Annotated in this window: 20 protein-coding genes; 3 read left to right on the top strand and 17 right to left on the bottom strand. The window is 72.0% G+C overall.

The features are described 5' to 3' along the window. Window positions 1-9 precede the first annotated feature (9 nt). On the bottom strand, window positions 10-420 hold the full coding sequence (locus tag BM396_RS17830) for a hypothetical protein (protein WP_139239517.1): 411 nt from the start codon (window positions 418-420) through the stop codon (window positions 10-12). A gap of 1250 nt (window positions 421-1670) precedes the next feature. Between BM396_RS17830 and BM396_RS17825 the strand changes: the two genes are divergently transcribed. Together BM396_RS17825 and BM396_RS32840 are read left to right on the top strand one after the other, a co-directional pair. Then, window positions 1671-2042, top strand: a complete 372-nt coding sequence (locus BM396_RS17825) for a hypothetical protein (protein WP_043381291.1) — start codon at window positions 1671-1673, stop codon at window positions 2040-2042. Between the two features lie 250 nt (window positions 2043-2292). Continuing rightward, entirely contained in the window at window positions 2293-2448 is a 156-nt protein-coding gene (locus BM396_RS32840) for a hypothetical protein (protein WP_158713273.1), read from the top strand. Between the two features lie 178 nt (window positions 2449-2626). Here the strand turns inward: BM396_RS32840 and BM396_RS17815 are convergent, their stop codons facing one another. The 16 genes from BM396_RS17815 to BM396_RS17735 all read right to left on the bottom strand — a co-directional run bounded on the left by BM396_RS17815 (window position 2627) and on the right by BM396_RS17735 (window position 19739). Continuing rightward, the gene (locus BM396_RS17815) at window positions 2627-3301 is read right to left on the bottom strand and encodes a hypothetical protein (protein WP_043381295.1); all 675 of its coding nucleotides are present in this window, start codon (window positions 3299-3301) and stop codon (window positions 2627-2629) included. A gap of 20 nt (window positions 3302-3321) precedes the next feature. Beyond that, a complete protein-coding gene (locus tag BM396_RS17810) occupies window positions 3322-4122 on the bottom strand; it encodes a hypothetical protein (RefSeq protein WP_043381297.1) in 801 nt (266 codons plus the stop codon). A gap of 1309 nt (window positions 4123-5431) precedes the next feature. Beyond that, on the bottom strand, window positions 5432-5689 hold the full coding sequence (locus tag BM396_RS17800) for a hypothetical protein (RefSeq protein WP_043381302.1): 258 nt from the start codon (window positions 5687-5689) through the stop codon (window positions 5432-5434). Between the two features lie 15 nt (window positions 5690-5704). Then, window positions 5705-6235, bottom strand: a complete 531-nt coding sequence (locus BM396_RS17795; RefSeq protein WP_043381304.1) for a hypothetical protein — start codon at window positions 6233-6235, stop codon at window positions 5705-5707. A gap of 116 nt (window positions 6236-6351) precedes the next feature. After that, a complete protein-coding gene (locus BM396_RS17790; protein WP_081948608.1) occupies window positions 6352-7044 on the bottom strand; it encodes a competence protein CoiA in 693 nt (230 codons plus the stop codon). Window positions 7045-7868: 824 nt separating this feature from the next. Then, window positions 7869-8789, bottom strand: a complete 921-nt coding sequence (locus BM396_RS17785; protein ID WP_051975999.1) for a ribonuclease H-like domain-containing protein — start codon at window positions 8787-8789, stop codon at window positions 7869-7871. 59 nt (window positions 8790-8848) lie between these two features. Continuing rightward, window positions 8849-9034 (bottom strand): hypothetical protein, encoded by a 186-nt coding sequence (locus BM396_RS17780; protein ID WP_043381308.1) that lies wholly within the window; start codon window positions 9032-9034, stop codon window positions 8849-8851. Window positions 9035-9355: 321 nt separating this feature from the next. Continuing rightward, a complete protein-coding gene (locus tag BM396_RS17775) occupies window positions 9356-10243 on the bottom strand; it encodes a hypothetical protein (protein ID WP_139239516.1) in 888 nt (295 codons plus the stop codon). A gap of 474 nt (window positions 10244-10717) precedes the next feature. Further along, window positions 10718-12811 (bottom strand): AAA family ATPase, encoded by a 2094-nt coding sequence (locus BM396_RS17770; protein ID WP_051976000.1) that lies wholly within the window; start codon window positions 12809-12811, stop codon window positions 10718-10720. Next, window positions 12808-13191 carry a hypothetical protein gene (locus BM396_RS17765; protein WP_091994889.1) on the bottom strand — a complete coding sequence of 128 codons (384 nt, stop codon included), beginning with the start codon at window positions 13189-13191 and terminating at the stop codon, window positions 12808-12810. The genes BM396_RS17770 and BM396_RS17765 overlap by 4 nt, the downstream gene beginning before the upstream one ends. A gap of 118 nt (window positions 13192-13309) precedes the next feature. Further along, window positions 13310-14320 (bottom strand): metallophosphoesterase family protein, encoded by a 1011-nt coding sequence (locus tag BM396_RS17760; protein WP_139239515.1) that lies wholly within the window; start codon window positions 14318-14320, stop codon window positions 13310-13312. Then, window positions 14317-16047, bottom strand: a complete 1731-nt coding sequence (locus tag BM396_RS33395) for an AAA family ATPase (protein WP_244538902.1) — start codon at window positions 16045-16047, stop codon at window positions 14317-14319. The genes BM396_RS17760 and BM396_RS33395 overlap by 4 nt, the downstream gene beginning before the upstream one ends. 54 nt (window positions 16048-16101) lie before the next feature. Continuing rightward, window positions 16102-16884 carry a metallophosphoesterase gene (locus tag BM396_RS17750; RefSeq protein ID WP_043381312.1) on the bottom strand — a complete coding sequence of 261 codons (783 nt, stop codon included), beginning with the start codon at window positions 16882-16884 and terminating at the stop codon, window positions 16102-16104. Window positions 16885-16971: 87 nt separating this feature from the next. Then, window positions 16972-17928, bottom strand: coding sequence for a DUF6634 family protein (locus BM396_RS17745; protein ID WP_051976002.1), 957 nt, complete (start codon window positions 17926-17928; stop codon window positions 16972-16974). Window positions 17929-18953: 1025 nt separating this feature from the next. Next, entirely contained in the window at window positions 18954-19214 is a 261-nt protein-coding gene (locus BM396_RS17740; protein WP_139239514.1) for a hypothetical protein, read from the bottom strand. A gap of 222 nt (window positions 19215-19436) precedes the next feature. Beyond that, window positions 19437-19739: a transposase gene (locus BM396_RS17735; RefSeq protein ID WP_081948610.1), complete on the bottom strand. Its 303-nt coding sequence runs from the start codon at window positions 19737-19739 to the stop codon at window positions 19437-19439. Between the two features lie 130 nt (window positions 19740-19869). Here BM396_RS17735 and BM396_RS17730 point away from each other — a divergent pair, with 130 nt between their 5' ends. Beyond that, on the top strand, window positions 19870-20148 hold the full coding sequence (locus BM396_RS17730; RefSeq protein ID WP_043381316.1) for a metal/formaldehyde-sensitive transcriptional repressor: 279 nt from the start codon (window positions 19870-19872) through the stop codon (window positions 20146-20148). Window positions 20149-20254 lie beyond the last annotated feature (106 nt).

Below are 20254 nucleotides of genomic sequence, written 5' to 3'. Positions count from 1 at the left end.
CCCGTCACGTCATCCGGCAGCCAGGTATCGGTCGACGCTGTCCCGCGCGAGGTCCGACGTGGCGTCGTCCAGGCCGGCGACGATGCGGTCGGCCATCTCGGCCGGCAACTTGATCACGATGTCCTGATAGTATGGGTTGGGATGGTCCGTCAGGTACACCTGCTTGGCGCGCAGCAGCGTCTCGAAGCGGTCGAACGAGCCGATCGGGCTGGGCCTGAAGACGTTCCTGATGTTCACGATCGATCGCCTCAGATCCTTGTCCTCGGACCCGTCCACGCCCGCGAACCCATCGAGGAACAGGTAGACGCGGTACAGGCCATCCCGGACGTCGGGATCGTTCAACCGGACCATGTTGCGCCCACGCTTTATCAGGTAGGCGGCGAATGCCTCGATGAAGCCGTCGAGCGTTATGCGTGCCATCTCAGCCGACTCCGAATCGATCCCGACATCCGCGCTTGCCATGGAACATATCAAGAACCCGTTAACCAGCCATCGCGTGCCACGGCGCCGTCCGCGTCGGGCTTGACGCAGTCACGCCGCCATACCGACCGACCTCGGCGCCCGAACTGCCCGTTCTCCATCGCCGAGCCGGCCTCCGTCCCCGCGGCATACCCGCATCCCGGTCGAACGGCCAGCGGAGCGGACGGCCAGGTCACCGCGCCGGGCCGGATCGAGGCCGATGCCCAGTTCTCCGAGCATCGTCCCTCGTCTCGGCCCTGTCACGACCGCTGCCCGAGCTCGGGAAACCTGTTGGGGTCTTCCTCGAGCCACGGCCGGTCGCGCCCGTCGATCGAACGCTGACCGCCTTTCGCATTCGGTCCGCAGAGTCGCGAACAATTCTTCGGACCGCTGCCGCGCCTCGGCGGGGTGCGGCAGCCGGTCGGCGCAGGGCACGCAGGCCGGCTGGTTCACGGCCGAGCCGAGCCGAGGCGGCCGGAGGCCAAGCGGTGGCCGAAGAACGGCTAGGAAGCGCCGAACGGATCGGTGTCCCAGCCTCGGCGCGGGCGGCCGGCGTCCGGGGTCGCTACGCAGCACCGAGCCGATGCGCCAAGGCGAGCACGGCGGTTCGACCTTCCGGACCCAGGCAAGCGAACAGCCGGACCAATTCGGACACTTCGTCGGGCCACGGTGAGAAGCGATCGCCGAGACGGATGCGGCTTTCCGGGCGGAAGAAGGTCGAGACCGGAACATCGAGATGACTGGCGATCCGGGCGAGGCAGCCGGATGGATCGGCATCTCGGCCCGGAGGCCCGCCCTCATTGGATGCAGACACGGCTGGACCTCCGAGGCGGCGTGGCCGAGTTGGCGCGGCCTACCGTCATCATGGTCACGACGGCGGCGGAAATGGGACATCCGTCGATAGGGCGCGACCGCATCACCGGTCGATGGTGTCGACCGCGTACCGTTCCGGCCGCTCGCTCGGCGGCCGACCCGCCGGGCCTCATCCGGCATGCCACGGCTGCGGATCGCCGAGACTCCTTGGCGCCCGCCGTGCATCCTGGTGCGACCCAAAGCTTCGGACGCCATGGTGACGGGCCGACCGGCCAGGGGGTCCCGGGCCGCGAGCAGGTGAGGCCACCGAAGATTCTCGGCGGGCGTCGACGGGGCCGTTGCGTGCTGCTGATTCTGCGGCGTCGCTGTTCGGGCGGCCGACGACTGAGGGGGATACGATGGCGAAAGCTGACCTCGACGACCATACAGGCGTCGTCCGGCGCGATACGCCCCACGGGAAGTTTCGGGTCTCGGCGAGTTCTGGGAACACCATCCTGGTCGAACCCGAGCGCCGATCCGCTCCCGCGCCGCGGGACATTTCGTGGGCTGCCGGGTCGGCCGAGGCGTCCGAGGGGGTGGCTGGCGACCGACGCCGCTCCCCGGCGCCTCAGCCGGACCACACGGAATACACCGTCCTCCGCCGCGACCACGGGGAGCGGGACGTCGAGGTCGCGGGCAAGCCGGCGCACGCCTCCGGCGACGCTACCAGCGATCGCATGATGGCGCTGGCGGCCTCGTACGCTCGCGGGATTGTCGAATGCATGGCGTGAGTCGGGGCCCGGATGCGCGCGGCGAAGATCGCGGACCTGGAAGGGATGGCCGCCAGGATCGCGGACCCGACGACGCTGCCGGAGGTGATCGGCTGGCGGTCCGAGATCCAGAAGGGCGTCGCGGCCCTGCCGCCGTCTTTGGGCGAGCTCGTGCGCGCACGGAGCGTCGTACGAAACCCTGCGCGCGGCGCCGCGGCCCCTCGGGACGTTGGCCTCGGCCCTGGGCCCCCGTGACGCTGCGGAGAACCGAGTGCCGTCGACCATCGTCCGGATCCGGACGATCGACGCCTACGTCGCGGGCGAGCGCGACCGGAGGGCGCGGTACCTGCGCTTGCCCACACGGTTGCGGGCCCAGGTCGAGCGCGAGGCGGGGAAGACCGCCGGAGCAGGCCCGGCCTGCGGCTGACCGCATACCCCGCCAGACGGTCCGGTTCGGCGGATCCCAGATCGCGTCGGCGCGATGTTTAGCGGTACCGCTTCCGCCGATGCCCGACCTCGCGGCCGTCCGCCGAGCTTCGAGGCATGAGCGGGCGGGTCGCCGCGTGGCGGCCCCCGGAAGCCGGCCGCTCCAGCGGGCGGAGCCGTCAGCAGTTGACGCTGATCTGCCAAGCGGCGCCCGGGAGCGTGTCCTCGGCGCAATGGCCGCCGCACGCGTCGATGCCCTCGAACCCGTCCGAGGTCTCGAAGAGCAGGCCGTGGGACCGGCCTTCGAGGGAGAAAACCTCCCAGGCAGCCAGCACGGTCCCCACCCGACGTCCGTACCGGATCACGGCCGGGTGAGCATGCCAGCAGTCGATCGGATCGATGATCACGAACGTCTCGGAGCCTTCGACGTCCCCTGCCCGATAGTGCGACGGCGCCGTCGCGAGCACCTTCGCCGGGGCGGCCAGGGACGGCCCGGGACCTGCGGACCGGCTCCGGACGGTGCGGCGCCCGTACCGGGGCGGCGGCCGAAGAGCCTTCACCCTGCCCATGGCCGGGTAGAGCGCCGCGTCGCCCCGGCCCAGCCTTGCGGCGAGGTCGAGGCCGTTTTCCGTCAGGCAGGCCCCGGTCGGCGTGCCGTCGGCCGTGCGGCGAACCACCGCCAGATCATCGGTATGGAAGGCGCGCAGCACATATTCCAGGCGCCGCTCCAACGTCGGCGTGTCGCGGGGCGCCACGACCAGCCTGGCGTCCCCCGCGTTCGCCATCCGACGGGCCAGGTCGACCGCACAGGCCCGATCCTCGAACTCGGGCGCGTAATTGTCGTTCGCGCTCATGTCGGTCCCTCGCCGCGTCGTCACGCTTCATCGGTCCGCACGAGGCCGAGGAGCGCGGCCTCGTCATCCGGCGCGATCGCTGCGGCAGCCGCCGATCGTAGCCTTGCTCGCGCGGCCGCGCGCCCGACCCAACCCGTCAGGCACGCCTGCCAGCGCGCGAGCCGGGCACGATCGAACCCCGCCGCGTGATGGTATTCGAGGATGAAGGCGGCGGCCTCGACGACGCGCCGGCCGACGAGCTCGGCGGGCAGGTACCCGTCGGCGTGCCACGACGGCGGCACGACGCAGTCGCGGTCGTGCTCGACCAGCGCGTTGACGAGTCGTCCGATGGCCGGCGTGGCGGCGTCGCGCGCTTTGCGGTCGAGCGTCTCGACCCGTCGGGCCTGGGCCCGCTCGCCGCGGAGCTGACGGGCCTGTTCCTGGGGCGTCAGGCCGCGGATCCGCACCGTGCCGCGGCCTCGGGCGGCGAACGACATCTCCCGCTCGGCGAGCCGGAAGCGTGGCCCTTCGCCCGCGCAGACCTCGACCGCGAGGAGCCGCAGGCGCTGGCACTGACCCGCGAAGGATCCCGCCGCCTCGTAGGCCAGTGGGTCGGGATCCGGCCGGGGGAACCGCTCGATGCGGCGCGACCGGCTCGCCATGAGCCGTGCGTGCCTGTCGGCGAGTTCGCGGAGGCCGAGCAGCTCGTCCTGGCCGAACACCTCAAGCAACGATGCGTTCAGGTCGACGGCTCGATCGAAGGCGCGACCCGCATCGTCGCGCGCGAACGCGGCGTCGAACGACTGCCTGCACTGGACAGGATCGCCCTGCGGACGGGACATGGGATTTCCGCCAACGCTCCCGGGCGCTCGAATGCCGCCCAGGAAGAACAGTCCCGACAGGTCGGATTCCGCGAGCGGGAAGCGAACGTCGGTACGATCATGTCGATCTGGCATTTGGGGCACCTCCGAAATGGCGGCCGGGTCGGGCTCGCCTCGACCCCATGCTGTGACTTCCCGCAGCTTCGCGGAAGCGTCCGGGCCCGGCATCCTTGTCGAGGCGTCGATCGCGCGGCGCTGAGTCGTGGGTCGATGGCCCGGCTGGCCGTTTCAGGCTCCCGGAGGGGGCTGTCGTTGGTCGTTTCGGGACGGGTGGAAGAATCTTGGCTCGTCGGGCGAAACCCGTTCAGCGCCCGGCTGGCGGGGGCTCAACGTCTTGCGGATCAGCTGTGGACAAGTGGACGGCGCGAGGCCCGGGCACGCCGCGGCGCCGTCCATCCCCGGGGGATGTCCCCGAGCGTGCGGGGCCGACCGCGGCCGCGAGCCCCCAATGGAGGCGGCCTCGCACACGTGCCCCTCTCCACGGCACGCCGATCCGCCGGCGCCACGGAGCCAGTCCACGGGCGTAGAAGCGCGCTCCTCCAGGACCTCGACGATCCCAACCATGCGATGCGCTCCCCCCTGACGAGCGATCGTCTACAACGGGCCCCCGCCCGCGGGCGGCCTGCCGGTCCCATGGAGCCTCCCTCGCAGGCGCGAAGCCGCCGGCGACGGTCGCCGCCGACGACCCGCCGCGGCACAACCCCGTGTCTGCCGGTACCGTGACCTACGGTCTGTCGCCGACGGCGATCGGTGCGAGCCGCGCACCCGTGCCGCGGCAGCCGACCGAGGACGTCTCGCTGTCGCTGACCGTGTCGTGGGTATGCGGCTCGATGGTCTACGAGACGTTGGTCGTCGGCCTGTTCGAGGCCGTGGCCAAGGGCGCAATCAGCGTGCTGGCGCCGTTGGGGAACCGCGGGCTTCCGTACCGCTGCCTCGGATCCGCAAGGGCGGCGACGCAGATGTGCGCTCGGTCCAGCCCCCCGGCACGACGACATCATCGGCAACGCGATCGTCATGGCTGCGGCGGGCGCGGGGCGCACCGACGCCGCGCGGCCCGACCTGGGGGCGGCGATCTTGACAGGGATCTTCCTGGCGTCTGCGATGCCGATTCTCCCGCAAGCCCGGGCGGAGCTGCAATCGGGCGGGCGGCGTGTCGACCCGCCACGGCGCGCTCGGTACGACGGGAGCGGCAGCGCGAGCCGAGCCGGCATCGAGACCGACGGGACCGGCGACCGGCCGCGGGGCCGCGCCGCGTCGCGCTCGACCGCGGTCACGCGGTGAGCCAAAACTCGATGGCCAACGCCGCCCGCTGTTCGGCCAGGAAGAAGAACCGCGACGGCCCAGCGTGCGTGAAGCGCCCCCCGTGCGCGACCTCGCAGATATAGCCACCCGCCGCTATGGAGAAGACGTGTGGATTCGACGTAATCCCAGGCCCGACCTTGTGCTTGAGGGCGCCGTCCACCGTCGTGAATTGCAGCTCCGCGCCAAGGGCTGCACGGGTCGGATCTATGGTCAGTTCGACATCCACGTCTGGGGCGGCATCTTACCGCCGGAAAGCGAAATCGCCGAACGACTGCGTCCCCAATATCTGTCTCACCCCGGCCGACCCGGCCGTGGCCTGCAATCGGCCTATCAAGGCGCTCTCCAGCGACCTTATGGTTATCACCCAGGGCTCGGGACCGTTCGGCCGGATGACCTTGCCCGGGGTGGCGGCGGCGCCTTCGAGACATAGCAAAAGGGCCTCGCAGAAGAGCGAGTGGCCCTTCAGATGTCCGTAAGCCAAATGGCCGGGCGCCGTCGCATAGAAGATGCCATATTGCCTCTCATCGTTCTCGACCTTGTCGATGTCCCAGAACAGCGGCGTCTTCAACTCCTCGAACTTGTCGAACAGGCTCGGCGAGACGCTGCAGGCATCGAAGAAGTGCGCGCGGCGCAGCGCGACGAGGAGCCTACACTGCTGTACGGCCCGCCCGGCTTGCGCGTCGAACGCTGCGAGCAATGCCTTCGGCGCGACCCTCAGCGCGGTGAGCGCAAGTTCCTCGCCCAGGTCAACGTCGAGGCGCTCCCCGGACAATCGCTCCGACAGTCCGGGCTCGCCCGGCTCCGGTCGACCGCCAGTTTGGGGTGATCCGCACTGATCAATCGGCGTTCTTCCTTTTTCGGATGCAGGCGGCGCGCTGAGACAAACGGCTAGTCCACGCCGCGCACCGCACGAATAAAATCATCGCACGTGAGATGGCAGAGGGCGAATTCCCCCTTTTTGAGCGCAAGCCCCATCCGATCCATCAAATCTTTGCTGGCGAGGTAGTATATCGAAGATCCGACGTGAAAAAAAACGTGAGCGTTCGCGCGCTTCCATTTTTCGATGAATTGTTTGCTCGGTCCAAGCCAATGCATAATAGCAAAATTTTTTCCGTCAAAATTCGCGACACGAGATTTAAAATCGAGGGAAATGCCAAAGCGATGATCGAGAAACGAGGTCTCGCCATGGATATGGACAAGCCAGAACATCCGGTGCTCTCGCATGTAGAAGGCCTCCCGAGCAGCTCTTTCATCCTCACTTATCGAGGAGTGCTGCAGCTCGAGGACCGTCGCTCCCGGTGTGCCGCGACCCACCAGGATGTCGGCGCGATGCAGCTCCTGCGTTAGCTGGTCCCTCAGGGGTATTTCCCTGCACGACAAGTCGAAGCGTTCCTTCCAGGCGAGGTGCCAAGATCCTTCCGGTTCGCTCCAGGGATCGCAATCTCCGGACCTGTGACGCCAATGAGGTGCGTTCTCGACGGGTAGGACCGCGAAGAGCTGGCCGCCACAGTCGGGGCAAGTTGCATGTTCCTTTTTCGCGAGCGGTGGGCGCCGCCGACCGTCGATCCAGGCGTACTGCACAGATAAATTTCCTTAAGGACGAGGCCGCGTAGGAAGGCCGACCGTACCTGCGCCTTTGAAGCCCCTCGACGCTTCGTCGCTGCCAACTCGGTCGCTGGGATAGAGTACGCGCTGCGACAACCTTCGCGGGTGGATTGCTGGCCGCAAGCCGACCCCAGGACACCCAACAGCGTCACTGGTGCCCAAGCACTCACGGGTGCCGCCCTTGGCCACCGTGCGCCAACCGTCGAACGGCGGTCGGAGGACACCCTTCGTCTTCGAGACGGCAGAAGTGTCAGAGCGGAAGCGACCGATCTCCGGCGGCCGGTCTTTCCTCAGCATGTCCCTGGACGCCATCGCGGCATCCTCTGTTGTGGGGAAGGATCGGGCCGCCGGGTCGTCGGGCGCTGTGGTGGGATCGGGACGGGGCCGCCCGCCATGGACGCTCAGCTGGCGTCGGGAGCGGCCGGCGACACGAGCTTGGCCTCGATCCACGCCCCCCGCTCCACATCGCGGACGTGGACATGTGTCGGGTCCATGCGGTTGATCCGCACGGTGACCTGTGCCCCGGGGCCGAGTCGCCGGCCCGGCACATCGAGGCTTGACGAGCTCCGGAGCATCTCCTGCCAGCCGATGCCCCTCGCGCGTCAGCACGCGACGCGCGCGGCAGGGCGCATCGTCGTTCGTCATGGTGGACCTCCCGATCGAGGCGGACGCCATCGGAAACCCCGAAGGCGCAGATTGGTGGGTGGCCGGGTCCCGTGGGGGACCACGCCGGTGTCGCGGTCGACGGGGGGCCCGTCCCCGCCGCAGCGCCGGCCAACGCGGTTCCCGGCGCGGTGCGTCTAAGCCGCGGTCGCGGGGTCGGCCCGGGACGGTACGATCGTCGCCCGGCCGCAGGAAGAAAGCCGCCAGGCGTCCACGAAGCGTCCCAGGTGAGGGCTCGAGGACCGCATGCCGTCGAGGTGGACCATCAGGTCGACGACCGAACGATCGTGCAGGACCGCGTCGGTCCGGCCCGTCAGGTGAGCCCAGCGCAGGTAGAGGACGAAGAGGTTGAGGCAGTCCGTCTCGCAATACGCCCTGATCTTGTCCGTCTCGCCCGCGGCGACCATGGCCGCCACGTGGGACCCGTGCTCGCCCATCTTGCCGGGTAGGCCGATCGCCGCGGCGGCCTCGTCGAGGGTCAGCCGCTGCGCAGCGCCGTGTTCGGACGTGGCGTCCATCAGGTCGGTGTGCCAGTCCAGGGCGAAGCGATGCCGGTAGCCCTCCCACCGCGTCCCGCGGCGGAACCAGGCGGAGGCCTCGACGCCGTGCATCATCGATCGCGCCAGGATCGTCGGCATGTCGAACGCGCGGCCGTTCCACGTTACGACCCGGTAGCGTCCCGCGGCGAAGAACCTCCAGAAGGCCTGGAGCAGGCGCGCCTCGTCCCAGTCGCCGTCGCCGCCGCTGCGGCAGGCCGTCACCGCGTAAGCCTCCCGTCCGTCCGGCCCGCGCAGGATGTCCGCGGTCACGAAGGAGATCGCCACGATCCGATGCCACGCGTTCTTCGGGAAGCGGTCCGGAGGCCATTCAGCCGGCAGCAGCGTCGCGTCGGGGACCGTCTCGATGTCGAGGGCCAGGAGGGCGTCGTGGGCCCCTCCTCCATCGGCCGGGCGAGGCGGCCCGGAGATTGCGGCATCGCCCCTCCGTGGCCGGTCGCGCGCTGGCGTGGGCCGCGGGCTGGCCGCGGGGTCGGGCAAGATGGCCGCTCGGCTCTGCATGTCGTCTCCCTGGTCGATTCGGGCGCCCGGAGGCATCCTCGGCCCGTGGCGGCGTCGCCTCAGTCGGCGGCCGGATCGAAGCCACCTCCGCCCCGACCCGCCGAGAAGCGCCTGACCCCGAACGGCAGGCCAACGACGTCGTCGGCGATGTCGCCTCCTTCGTCGAACCCGGGATCGAGCTCAATCTCGTACGGGACGCGGAAGAGATCGTCCGGCCGGCGGCCCGACAGCGGCAGCCGCGGCACGGCACGAATCCCGCTGCCGGCCTGCGCGGGGCTCGACCGCCTTGCGGCCGTCCCGTTCGGGACGCGGGGGCGGCCCCCGCGCCTCTGCCCGATGCCGGTTGAGCGGCGACCCGGCACCTCTTGCGGCAGGCGTAACGTCGATGTCCGGGAACTCATTCGAGGCTCCTTGCTTCAAGGGTTCGCCGCCGTCCGGCGGCGCCCGGCAGGGGTATCGGGAGGATCGGCCGCCTCACCGCTAAAACGGCGGCCATCGGTATGGGACGGCGCTCGTCGGTCGCGCCGCCCGTCCTGTTCGAACGCGGCATCGGGCGCCGGATGCTGTCAGGCCCGCCGCGGGATCCCGAAGGCGCGCTCGCCGTCGGAGGGGCGCCGCGCGGGCGATCCGGCAGACCGAACGGGGACCGCGCGGCGGCCGTTGGAGCCCGGGGGCCGGGAAGGCTGGCCGGACCCGTCGGCGGCGAGGTCGAGGTGCGCGTAGGCGGTCGCGAGGCTGACGAGCCTGTCCGACAGCGCCCGCTCCGTCGACAGCGTCCGCGCCGTCATCAACGCGGCGACGTCGGCCGCCTCCAACCGCTTGGCCTCCGGGTCGGCGGCGACGCAGAGCGCCAGGGCGGCGAGGATCATGCCCGTGCCCATCAGTGAGGCATCGGCTTCCCAGGCGGCGAGGCGACGGTGCTCCTCGGACGAGAGCCAGGGCAGCGCCATCGGCAGCGCCCGGGTCGCGAACGGCAGGCAGGGCCCGCTCGACGGGGACAGCCGTGCCTTCGTCCGCAGTTCCGACTGCCGCGGTCCTGCCAGGAACCAGGCCGGACGCACCGCGAGGCCGATTCCGACGCCGTCCGTCGCGACGTACCGCGCCGCCCTGAGGGCGCGGGAGGCGGAAGCCTGCTGGCTCCCGACGGTGACGACGACGTCGAACTGGTTCCGCAAGCCGCGGTCGGCCGCGCTCCCCAACGGAAGCGCAGCGACGAAGTCGCCCCCGCGCGGAGCCGCCAGGCACACCGCCCGTTCGATGTCGAAGGCGTTGGCATTCGGGGCGAGAGCGATGACCGACGTCCCCTCCGGCGCCTCGGCCGAGACGCCGTCGGGGCCGGCCGAGGCGGCGAGCGCGAGCGTGATCGGGCCGGAAAGCGCGGACAGGCCGAGGCAGACCAGGCGAGCGCACAGCGCGCCCGCGTCGTCGTCGGAGAAGAAAGCGATCCTGTTCATATCCATACCCTCTTCAAGCGTTGCGTCCTCACGTCGGGACGATGTGCAGTATACCCCCAGGGGTATATTTGTCTCGCGGCCGACCGGGCCACCCGCCGAAGATGAGTCACGGATTCGTAGCGCGACGGCCGTGATTTTCTCGACGCCTTTACGTCCGCCTTAACCAAGCGGACCCGGGACAAGAGTTTCCGTCGGCCGGCCCTGGGGCGAGAGTCGTCGCGCCGGGGCCGATCATCGGTCATGTTGATTCGTTTTGAGAAACCTCCGCGGTCGGCCGCCGGTCGAGCCGGCGTGAGACCGCCCACAACCGGGAATGTCGATCGATCGTCATTCCCGGTTCCGACCATCGTCATCTGAACATCTTAGAACAATGTTTTTTAGACTTAAGTCGGCCGACGAACGAATACGGTATAGCTGCCCTCCGGCTCAGCTTTGGCGACATGGAATAGAGACTTTTCCACAAGGCGGGGCCACTCATCCGCGCGTTCGCGGTCTGTCGGGGCGCGATGTCGGCCTCCGCCGGATCGCGCCGCGGCGCTCCGGACGATCCGTCCGGGGGCGCCCGCCTCGAAGGAGGCCCCGGATCTCGGCGTCGACGAGATCGCCCTGCCGATCCAACGCGTCGGCGAGCCGGTCCAGGGCGGCGCGTCGAGCGCGAACGGTGGCCAGCGCGCGTCCGTAGGCCGCCGACAGGCGCAGGTGCACGGCCGCCGCCAATCGGGGGGCGCGCGCGAGGTCGGTCGCCGCGAAGCCCGGGAGCGCCAAGAGGGGCGTGCGGGGGGAGAAGCCCATCCGGGTCTCCATCGCGACGGCGAGGCGCGTCGCCGCGGCGAGGTCCTCCGAGGCCCCGGACGTCACGTCACCGAACGCGACCTCCTCGGCGGCGCGGCCGGCCAGCAGGACGACGAGGCGGTCGTCGAGCTGCGCCTCGGTGGCGAGGGCCGCGTCGTCGCCGAGCCCGATCCGCGCCATGCCGCCGTCGGCGTCGATCCGGGCCGCCAGCGTTCCCGTGGCCCCGGTCGCCGCCGCGACCAGGACGTGGCCCGCTTCGTGGACAGCGACCCGTCGGCGGACCTGAGCGGGCAGCGGCGGCCGGGCCGCCTCGGCCATCGCCAGAAGGTCCGCCTCGCCGAGCGCGCGCCCGGCCCGGCGCGCGACCCCGCGCGCGCGTCGCACCAGGGCCTCGACATCGGCGCCGGTCGCGCCCTGGAGCCGACCGGCGAGCGGCCGCGGGTCATAGCCCGGCAGCGCCCCCCCGAGGTACCCGCGCAGGATGCCGGCCAGGTCCGCGGCGTCCGGCGGCTCGATCCGGACGTGCCGCTCCAGGCGGCCCGACCTCACGATCGCCGGATCGACCCGGTGCGGGTGGTTGGTCGCCGCGACGATGACGACGCCCTCGCGCGACACGGACCCGGACAGGTGCTCCAGGAAGGCGTTGACCACCTGCGTGGAGTAGTCCCGATGGGCCTCGGGGAAGCTCGCGCGGTCGCCGAAGGAGTCGCACTCGTCGATCAGGGCGACGCAGGGCGCACGGCGCGCGCGCTCGAAGAACGCGCGCATCGCGCCTAGCGTGTGGCCGAGGTGGCCGTCCCGGGCCGCCTGCCACTGGCCGAGCGAGCCGGCGACGAGGGGCAGCCCGGCGCTCCGGGCCAGCGCCGCAGCGAAGGCCGTCTTACCCACGCCGGGAGGACCCGACAGAAGGATCGCGGATTCGAGGTCGGCCCAGCGCGGCGCCCCCGCGCCCCCGGCCAACCACGCCCGCAGGTCCGCGACGAGGGCGAGGCCCCATTCGCGCGCGGCGCCGTAGCCGTGAAGCTCCTCCAGCCTCGGCCCTTCGCGGTTGGTCCCGGCCTTGGCGCGCACGATCTCCGCGAGCCTCCTCGCGGACCCATCGCCGCCGCGCGCGGCATGCACGGCCAGCGCCAAGTCGTCCGGGTCGCACAGGGCCGCGTGGGCGTCGGGAAGCCGCGCCCGAGGCGCGGCGCCGGTCACCGCCTCGACGACGAGGCCGATCCCGGCCGGGTCCAGCGCCCCCACCGCGATGCGGAGCTCGGCCCCGCGCACGAGGTCGCGCGGCAGCAACCGCGCGGGATCCTGCGAGACACCGATCACGACGGCGCCGTCGTGGAGCGCCAGCCGCACCTCCTCGTTGCGCTTGTCCGGCCGGTGCGTCGCCACCGAGCCGTCCGCCTCGACAACCAGGACGCCCGCCCTCCCGCCCGGGCCGCGCGCGGGCCGCCGGCCCGGTGCGACGAGGCACCGCGCGGACGCGGAGGCGACCGCCTCGACCCATTCCGCGCACGGCACGGACACCAGCAGGACCGCGGGGCCGGACCGGGGCAGCGCATCGACGCCCCCGACGGCGTCCACCGCGCGGCCGAGGGCGACGGCCGCCCCGGCGAGGTCGGCGCGGGGGCGCCTGGGCCCGTCGAGGAGGGCGTCGACCGCCTCGTCGAAGCTCGCCGCCGGCCGGTCGTCCTCGACCAGGGCCGCGAGGAACGCCCGGGCCGTGGCCTCGCCGCGCGTCCCGCCGGGGGTGTCGCGGGCAGCGCCCGCCCCGGCCTTCATGCGCGCCTCGCGCGGGCGAGGCGCGCGGTCCAGCCGGATCGCCGCGTCCAGGCCTGCGCGAAGCGGGGCAGCTCGGCGCGCCCGGGGCGCGACCGCGCCAGGGCACGCAGCGCATGCGACAGGACGACACCCGCGGTCGGGTCGCCGTCCCGGTGGGCCAGGACCAGCAGGTTGCCCATCACCACGTCCGCGACCGGCCCCTCGGGACCGTGGCGGTGGATCCGGTCGATGGCGACGGCCACGGCCGCGGCAGGGTCGCCCGCCCGCGCGGCCGGCCAGCGGCGCTCGTGCAGGATCGCGGTCGCGGCGACGGCGCCCGCCAACGCGGCCACCTCGGCGGCGGCGATCTCGGACGGCTCCCGGGTCCGCCACAGGGTCAAGGGGCAGCGCCGCGGCGGCCGCGCCGGACCCCGGCGCGGCCCGCGCGGGCGTGATGTCCTCGAGGTGTCCATGTGGGCTCCGATTCCGTTGGGGCGTGCTCCGGGCCGCCGGGCCGCCTCATGCGGTCACGACGCGGTTCGGGTCGAAGGCGGGGGCGGCTGAGGCGTGGCCGCGCCCGGCGGCGCGCGGGTTGGCGACGACCCGGGTCCGGCCGAGCCGGTGATCGACCGCCGCCGGGACGTTGCCGTGCACCCACAGCGCCGGCGCGCCCCAGGCCTCCATGGCCGCGGCGGCCTCCGAGGCGAGGGCGGCCGCGACCCACCCGTCGGCGTGCCACCCCTCCCAATCGACCGGGAGCGAGCGCGGGGTCGGCGCGTGGCAGGTCAGGACCACCGCCTCGTCCCCCGGGCGGGCGACGTCGACGCAGGCGTTCCGGCCCGGCGGGAAGCCGAGGGCGCCGAACGCGACGCTCGTCAGCGCGTCCTCGATGAAGGCGCGGCTGCGCGCATGCATCGCGAGGGAATCCAGCGGCGTCAGGCTCCGCCCGCGGCGAAGCTCGATCCGTCCCGCCTCCTCCCAGGCCGTCCGGGCCACCACGCGCGCCCGGGGTTTCTCCTGGGACGCGCGCAGCTGCCAGTCCGTCCAGAGGGTGGCGCCGACGACGACGGTCCCGTCGCCATGGGACGGCCCGAACCGGAAGGCGTCGTCCGACAGCAGGACGAGGCCGAGCTCGGCGGCGAGGTCCCGCCCCCTGGCGAGCGCCTCGGCCATCGGCACGCCGGAGCGATACTCGACGTTGCCGGGCACGACGCAGACCGGCCGCCCCCCATGCCGGCCGTCGAGCGCCCGGGCGAGCCACGCCAGGGACGCGCCCAGGCCCGGGCCGAGGTTGCCCGCGACCAGCAGCGCGTCGAAGTCGGGCAGCGGATCCGGGAGCGCGTGGTCGGGGCGGAGGTCAACGCGCAGGTCCGACAGCACCCAGAAGGCGCGGCGTGGCCGGCCGCGCTCCCGCGCCGCGGGGAGCCCGTGCGCCAAGAGTCCCGCCAGCAGGCTTGGGGCCAGCCAGCGCGATGCTGGCTCGGTTCGGGCGGGCGACGTCGGGGCGTCGATCCTCGAATGGCCGCTCATTGCGGGCGCCCCGACAGGGCGCGGTCGCGCACGCGTAGGATCGCCTCGACGGCGCGGCGCAAGCGCCGCAACGACCCCCCGCACCAGCGCCTCCGCAAGGCCGCGCGCTCGACGCCGTCGAGGGGCGCGTGGAAGCGGGGGTCGAGGCCGGCCTCGGCGGCGATGCCGGCGAGGACCCCCGGGAGCAGCGCGTCGAGGTGGCCGGGTCCCGCCTCCGGGAAGCGGACCACCCGCATCCTGTCGAGCAGGGGGCCCGGCAGGACGGACGGCGCGTTGGCGGTGCAGACGACGGTGACCCACGAGAGGTCGAGTTCGACCTGCAGACTCGGGTCCGGGAACCGGGCCGCATTTTCCGGATCAAGCGTCTGGAGCATTGAGTCCCAGAGGCGTCCATACTCGGACCGCGTCGCGGCCTTGTCGACCTCGTCGACCAGCACGATCGGGTTGGCCTGGGCGTACCGGGCGACGGCCATGAAGGGCCGGCAGGGCTCGGACGAGTACCAGCGCCGCTCGGTGCCGCCGAAGGAGGCACCGCCGTCGTTGGCGCCGTCCACGCGGTAGACGCCGACGCCGAGCGATTCGCCCAGCCGTCGCACGAACCGGGACTTGCCGGATCCGGGCGGCCCCGCGACGAGCAGCGGCGGCGCGTGGACGTGCGGACGCGCCGCGAACGCGCCGAGGGTGGCGTCCACCGCCGCGACGGCATGGGGGAACTCATCGAGAAGTGTTCGCCGCACTGCGGCGAGGTCCGGGGTCGGGACCAGGGGCAGCGCGGTCCCGATCGCGTGCCCGTAGCCGCGGGCTAGGTCCTTGCCCTTGCCGGGGCCCGTGGCGGGCAGGCTCGGGCAGACGACGAGATGGTTGGGGGGCACTTCCACGGTCCCGGGTTCCCGGCGGGCGTCCGCCGCGTCCTGGTACGCCCGCAGCATATCCCGTAGGTCGGCCATCTCGGCCTGCGCGCGCTCCTCGCCGTCCCGGCGCCCCTCCCGCTCGGCGGATTCCGTCAGCGGCCGCGCGACGGCCTGCCCGACGAGGGTCGCGACCTGCGCGAGCGTGCCCGTGGCCCAGAGCTGGCGGGAACGGCCCGCCGCCACGGCCGAGAGGCCGACCGCGAGGATCCGCGCGTCGTGGCAGATGTCGGCGAACGCGTCGTCGACGGTCATGCGCCACGCCTCGCCGGCCCGGTCGGCGGCGCCGTCGGCCGGCGCCGCCAGGTCGAACTTCGCGTCGAGGACCGGCCACGGCGGGCGGGCGACGTGACCGCCGCCCTGCGCGCCGGCCGTAGCGAGCGCGAGCTGGTGCAGCCGCGTCCCGGCCTCGGGGAGCCGGTCGAGGTAGGACCACGCCGCGGCTGCGGCGCGCCCGGCGAGCGGCGCGACCCGGTCGAAGGCGCCGAGCAGCACCAGCGCGTCGGAAATCTCCCGCAGGACCGGATCGTCACCGAGCGCGGCCGCCCGATCGAGCGCGGCGAGGCCGCAGCCGTCGGGGGCTTCCGGCCCGGCCGGACCGTCCTCGTGCGAGACGTCGAGCCCGGGACAGGGGCCGACGTTCTCGCGAAGCCAGGCGGTGACGCGGGCGCCCAACCCGGGCGACGCCACCTCGGCGTCCGCGGCGAGCTGCGCAGGGAGGGGACCATCGGCCGCATCGGCGTCGAGGCCGGCGCGCAAGGCGCGCGGCACGTGCCGCAAGACGACGGCGCGGGCGATCTCCCGGGGGATCTCCTTCACGGTGCACGCTCCAGGCTGTTGCGACAGGGCTGACGGGACGGACGGATCGGACGCTCAGGGGGCCAGGTCCACGACCAGGCCCGGGTCGAAGACCCGGTTCTCGCGGCCGTACCCCTTGGGATTGCAGAGGACCCGCGTGCCGCCCACCATGTGGTCGCGGCTCGCGTGCACGTGCCCGTGGATCCAGATGGCCGCGCCGAGCCGCGCGATCGATCCCTCCAGCCGCGAGGCGAAGGCCGGGTTCAGCGGCCGGCCGGCGAACGCCGGATCCAGGGACGCCGCGGCCGGGGCGTGGTGCGTGACGACGATCCGGGTCCGGGCCAGCGTCCAGGCCCGGTCGCGGGCGAGCGCCTCGAGGCGGACGCGGCTGGCGCGATGGACGGCTGCGGCGTCCTCGGGCAGGAACGGCGCCCGCGCCGGCCGGCGCGCCCGGTCGATCAGGCGGTGGTCGGCGAGCATCCGCCGGGCGTCGTCCATGGAGGCGGCCACGCGCGCGTCGCCGTCGAGGCGGTAGTCGGTCCAGAGCGTGCATCCGGCGAACGCGACGTCGCCCAGCCAGGTGGCCTCGTCCTCCAGGAAGTCGACGCCGCAGCGCGCCGCCGCGAGCCGCCCGGACGCCAGCGCGTCGGGCCGGCACGCGCGGTAGTACTCGTGGTTTCCCGCAACGAAGACCACGCGCATGTGTGGACGGATCGTGTGCGCGAGCCAGTCGAGAGAGGCTTCGATCCCCTCGCCGACGTCGCCGGCCACGACGGCGGCGTCGGCCGCCGGGATGGCAGGCGGCGTCCACGGGACTCCGACGTCACGATGCAGGTCCGACAGGATCCAGAGGCGCATGCGCACGACTCCCTCGGCCGACGCCGCGTACGGCTCGGCTGGTTTTATGCTCGAGGTTCGGGTGGGAGTGGCGTCGGCCGGGTCGGCCTAGTGCATGGCGGCCGCCGGGGCGTCGGCCGGCGCCCGCAGGACGTACCAGCGCGACAGCGTCCGCGCGAACGTTGCGCGGTCCGTGAGATACACCTCGCTGGTGCGCACGCGATGCCCCTCGGGAATGCCGGGGTGACCGCTGACCCGTCCCTTGAGAACCGGGGCGGCGACGGCGTCGCACGACCAGCCGTCGAGCACGGGCGCGTCGGCGAGGTCGGCGGCGGTCGGCTTGAGCCCGGCCTCCGCCGCCTCGACGTCGTCGGCGAGGTCGCGCAACCGCTCCGGTAGTGACCGGACGTCGATGGCGTCGGCGATGCGACGCGCCGCGTCCTCCCTGGCCCCAGCGGGAAGGCCAAGCCCGGGCGCCCCCGCGGCGCCCCGCACGGCGGCCAGCAAGGACAGCGCGGCGCGTAGGGCATGCCCCCGGGGCGCGCCGCGGGCCAATCTGGCGGCCTCCCCCCGGCCCAGCGGCGGCAGTGCGTACGGGAGCGTCCTGCCGTCGGGATCGAGGAGCGACATCTCGGCCGCGAACCGCGCCGCCGCCGGGCCGCCCCCGGCGCGTCGGCAGCCGAGATACCACGTCGGCGCCGAGCTCCGGTGGGCTGCCTCCCACGCCGCGGCCTCGCGCTCGTCGGCGGCGTGCGGGCCGACCACTAGGACGGCGGCGTCCAGGGACGCACGCACCGCCTCCGCGCACAGGAGCGCGGACGGGAGGTCGACGAAGACGGGTCCGCCGTCCCGCCGGCACCCCTCTGCCACGCGCGCGACCCGGACGGCGCTCGCCGCCGCCGGGAAGCGGACGACGCGCAGCCGCGCGTCGTCCGCAGCCACGGCGGCGTCGTCAGGCACCAGCAGGCTCGCCCCGCCATCCGCGACGGCGGCGGCATGCGCGGCGAGGAGGGACGCGTGCGACGCGTCCGTGCGCCCTGAGGCGCCGGTGAAGGCGATCAGCATGGTTGGGGGCTCCGGTCACGCTGGGGACCACGTCCGTCGGGGACGTCGCCGGCCGGGCCGCGACGGTGCGCGGCCAGCTCGGTTGACAGAGGCTGCACGGCGCGAACGCGCGTCGGCAAGCGTCGTTAATGTGTGGGGGAGCCAGACGCGTGCATCGACACTGCGTCGGGAGGCGGAGTGCTACATCAAGCGATTACTGATGTCTAGCCGTTCGGCGCCGCCCAGCCTGTTGATTGCGGGGACAATTCGAAGTATTCACGGTCCGGGAATCCAAGCCAGCGCGACGTCCGCCCGTGGTCGCGCTCGATCAAACCGCTTCCGCACGGGATTCCGTTGTATCCGGGCTGGGTCGCGGCGTGTCCCTCGGGAGCGCTCCCTCGATGTCCGAGGCGACGAAATCGACGTAGGCGACCGACCCTGGGATCGTCCCCGTCCGCGAGGACGGGGTTTTTCGGAGATTGTGCGGCCTCTCCCGGGTGACGCTTCGGCAGGCCGCCGATGCAAACCCACCGCATCCAGCGACGCTGCATGCCGCCGCGTTCGTATGACAATGGCCGCGTCGGTAACGGCGTGGTCAGGGTGGCCGCAGCCGACGAGGACGGAGCGTGCTTGGCCCTGGCTGTGTCGCGAGCTCGAAGCCGCGTGCCGGTCCGGCGAACGCTACGAGCCGCTCCTGACCGCGCCGTGGACGCAGGCGCGGGCGATCGTCGAAGAGATCACGGCGTCCGGCCTGGCTGGAACGAGGCCCTTCTCCCGAGCCTTGCATCGGTCGCGCGGACCGCCTCGCGCGGGACATCGGCCGCAGATCGGCTATGGTGAGCTGCGCGGCGACGGTTGGAACTGAGGCTGCGGAGTCAACGATGCCCGGCGTGACGGTGGATCTGCGTGGGCCCGCGGTTACGGCTGGCGATCGGGTCAGTGGTGCGCTGCGTCGGGCGCCCTGACCTGAATCGGCTTGGCGCCGTCGTGCGCGGGTCGCGGTGCGATGAGGAGAAGTGACGCCGCCAGCGCGCGTTGGAGGACGCTTAAGTGCCGCCCGGCCGGCGCCTGAACGCGAACCGCTCGATCTCGTGCAGGAGTTGGGCGCCCTGCCACAACTGCGCCCTGCCAGCCCCGCTGATCGTATACGCGAGTTCCAGCGCTTCGTCCTGGTCCAGCGCCACGATGCAGTGCGTTTGAACAGTCCTGCCTTCGTCGTCGAGGCGCCTCACGTAGTACGCCCGTTCCACGTGACCCTGTTCGAGGGTCGAATTATTACATCTCAGGCTGGTATCGACATCGACCACGATTGAAAATCTCCAAACGGTACTGATGTCGATTTGGCAAGTCGCCCCGCAGGTCGTCGATCCGCTGCGTTATACGGCAGAACCAAGCATTTCGTCAAACTATTTGCCGTCTCCGAGTAACAACACCGCCCGCTTCCGCAGGCAACTCCTTGGAACGGCGACGCGGCAACACACCTGCTTATGTCCTGAAGACCGTGTCCACGCCCGACGCCGAATGCCCGATCATCGTTGCCGCCTCATCGCGATCCAGGGTTTGGCCGCAATCGCAGGCCTGCACACGGATCGCGAGCGTCCTGGCCTCGAACGTCCTGCACGAGGGACAAATCCCAGGAACAGGCGGACGTGATTGGGCATGACTTCGAGCGCGTGGACCGAGACATCGCGATGCGCGGCGATCTCGGCGATGATCTCGTTCACGCGCAGATCGTAGGTTACGGTGAGCACCTTGCGTCGGAACTTCGGGCACCAGACCGCGTGGAGATTGAGGCTGAAAGGCTGAACACGGCCCCGGCATTCCCGGCGCATCGTGCCTCCGTAGCGCTCACGTCATGTTAGTTGAACCGTGAATACATGACCTCCAGCGGTGGGCGGGCATTCCCCCGAACGGTGGCCGCCGACCGTCTCCAGCGCGCAGATCGGATGGAAGGATCGGAGGGTGGGGAATACCGACACCGGCAAGGCGAAGCTCGTCGCGCGCATCCGTCGGCTCATGGGACAGGCGGCGGCCGTCGAGCGGTCCGTCGACGCCGACGGCGACACCCTGGAGATCCTCATGCTCCTCTCAGCCATGGGCGGAGCGATCGACGGCATGACGGCCGAGGTGCTGGAACGGCATGTCCGCCAAAAGCTGGCTGATCCCGACATGGAGCCGGATCCCGGCCGTGCGGATGGGGCGGCCGTGCTCATCAAGGCGATCCGAACCTACATGAAGTGATCAGGCGCCAAGCGATCACGGAATTTGGGCGGGGCGGCCTCGGTCGCGAAGCGGCGGTGAAGCGGCTCAACGCGAACCGGTCTGTCGTGCGCCTGCCAAAGATCGG

This window comes from Methylobacterium sp. UNCCL125 (assembly GCF_900116795.1).
Classification (GTDB): domain Bacteria; phylum Pseudomonadota; class Alphaproteobacteria; order Rhizobiales; family Beijerinckiaceae; genus Methylobacterium; species Methylobacterium fujisawaense.
This window is presented reverse-complemented; position numbering and strand designations above follow the sequence as displayed.